The following is a 2,599-nucleotide window of genomic DNA, read 5'->3' on the forward strand; positions in this document are numbered from 1 at the left end:
GACGGCCGCGCCGAGGGCCTCGATCGCCTTGCCCTGTAGCGTGAGGCGGCGGCCCGGCGCGCCGGAGGGCGGCGTCGTGGCGATGTCGTTGGCGATCCGCAGCAGGATCGCGGGCGCCGGAAAACCCGTGAGGAAGACCCCGCCTCCCGCCCCGCCCGTTGCATCGGCGCAGCGGTCAGCCAAGCCCAACAGGCGCGCATCTCCGGTCCGGATCAGGAAGCTCTCCTCGAAGCGGAGATCGACCACCCGGAACCGGCGTCCGCCGCGGAACAGGTCCTGGCCGGAGACCGGCCCCCGGCACGCGAACAGCACGGCAGTGCCCGGCTCTGCGTTGACCGGCGGAAGGCCCTGCGCCGAGAAGCGGCCGCTCCCCTCCAGCACCACGCTCAAGGAAAAGGTGGTCGATCCAGCGAGGTCGACGGCGAGATCGGCCTCCAGAAACCCATCGACGGTCACCACGGCGATATCGGTCGCGATCGCCTCGATCCGTGCGCTGTCCGACCACCCGAGGCGGGTCAGCCCCTGCGCGACAGCCTCCTGCCACGGCACGGACGGCGCCGTCTCCGTCAGCCCGCCGATGTGTGGATTCGACAACACGCCCGGCTCCTCCAATCCGAAGGATTGACTTCGTACCGATAGCGTCAATGCCAGCCCTGAAAGAGTTAGACAAGTTCGTCCTGACAGACAATGACGAGTTTAATAGCTTTCCGAGCAGGTCGGCAGTTTAGAAATGCTCTTAATAAGAAATATAGGCTCTGGATCTGCTGCAATGGCGGCCTTCCTCGTCGGCTTTCCCGCCTTTGCCCAACCTGCGGGCGAATCGGTCCAGCTGGAAGAGCTTGTGGTGACGTCCAACAAGCGCGAGCAGCGCCTCGACAAGGTCGACGGCGCCGTCTCCATCGTGACATCGGCGCGGCTCGCCGACCGGGATGTCCGCGACGTCAGCGACCTGCAGAAGGTCCTGCCGAACACCGTGATCGCGAACCGCGCCAACCGCGCCTACGCCAACTTCACGATCCGCGGCATCTCCTCACCGGACTTCTACAATCCGGCGGTGCAGGTCTATGTCGACGGCGTGCCGCAGGCCTCGGCCAACCTCGCGCAGGACCTGTTCGACGGGAGCCGGGTCGAGCTGCTGCGGGGTCCGCAGGGCACGCTCTACGGGATGAACGCCTTCGCCGGCGTCCTCAACATCTCCACCGAGAAGCCGCGCTTCAATCGTGTCGACGTGTTCGCCACGGCCGCCGACCGGCTGTTCGAGATCGGTACCGCCACCACCAGCGTGCTCGTCCCCGAGACCCTGTTCCTCGATCTCGGTTTCAAGGAACGCTACTTCGCCGGCCAGATCCGCGACATCGACCGCAACCGCGACGACATCGACTGGTCGAACGGGCTCAGCGGCCGGGCCGCCCTGCGCTACGCGCCGGCGGGCGGCGACTTCGACGCGAACCTCTTCGCCTCCCACGACTCGCTGCGCTCGCGCGAGGAGACCTACATCCTCGATTCGGACGTGAAGGCGCGCGTCTTCCGCTCCTCCGTCATCCCGTTCCCCTACAGCTTCCTCGGCCGCGAGGCGACGACGGCTGGCCTGACGATGAACTACCGGCTGAACGACGTCACCTTCTCCAGCGTAACCTCGTTCCAGGGCGTCGATCTCAACCGGCGCATCTTCGGGCGCTCCTTCCCGGAGAACTACCAGACCCTCTATCAGGAATTCCGCGCGGCCTACGACGCGGGCGGCCCGTTCAAGGGCGTCGCGGGGGTCGTGTTCTTCGACAACCAGTTCACCCGCCGCGCCTCGGGCACCCGCAACGCCGTGGAGGCGAGCAGCGTCGCCGTGTTCGGCGAGGGCAGCTACGCGCTGACCGACCGGCTCGACCTCACCGTCGGCGCCCGTCTCGCCTACGATTGGTCCTCGATCCGCTTCAACGGCGGCGGCTTCGGCTTCAACTTCAACAACGACGCCGACTTCACGAACTTCCAGCCGAAGATCTCGCTGGGCTACCAAGTCGATCCGACGACGCGGATCTACGCCCTCGTCTCCGAGGGCTACAAGCCGGGCGGCTTCAACCGCACGGTCGCGAGCCCGCTCGATGCCGTCGCCTACAAGCCCGAGCGGGCCTGGAACTACGAGGTCGGCGCGCGCACCGACATGCTGGACGGCATGGCGACGGTTTCGGGCGCCTTCTACCGGATCGAATCCACCAACCAGCAGATCTTCGCCGGCCCGGTCGGCTTCCAGGTCCTGCGCAACGCCGCGGAGGGCACGAGCACCGGCGTCGAGGTCGAGCTGACCCTGCGGCCCACCGACCGGCTGACCCTGAACGCGCAGGGGGCGCTCGGCCGCTCCGAGTTCTCCGGCTACACTGATCCGGTCACCGGCCAGCGCGTCGCGGGCGGGCGCACGCCCTACGCGCCGGATCTCATCACGAATGTCGGCTTCCGCTACCGGATCGACCAGACCTGGCTCCCGGCCGAGATGGCCCTGACCGGCGGCGCCCGGACGGTGAGCCGGACCTATTTCGATCCGGACAACCGCTTCTCGCAGGGCTCCTTCACCACCTTCGATGCCGGGCTCGACGTCGCCTTCGGCGCCTCG

At 67.4% G+C, this 2,599-nt stretch carries 1 protein-coding gene and 1 pseudogene; one reads left to right on the forward strand and one right to left on the reverse strand.

Features of this window, described 5'->3' with window-relative positions:
• A pseudogene (locus MFF42_RS24310) lies at positions 1-597 on the reverse strand (hypothetical protein); the annotation flags it as partial.
• Positions 598-769: 172 nt separating this feature from the next.
• Between MFF42_RS24310 and MFF42_RS24315 the strand changes: the two are divergent.
• A partial coding sequence (locus MFF42_RS24315; protein WP_238258436.1) for a TonB-dependent receptor occupies positions 770-2,599 on the forward strand: 1,830 nt, incomplete at its 3' end.

This window comes from Methylorubrum podarium, from assembly GCF_022179745.1.
In the GTDB taxonomy this organism is placed as follows: Bacteria; Pseudomonadota; Alphaproteobacteria; order Rhizobiales; family Beijerinckiaceae; genus Methylobacterium; species Methylobacterium podarium.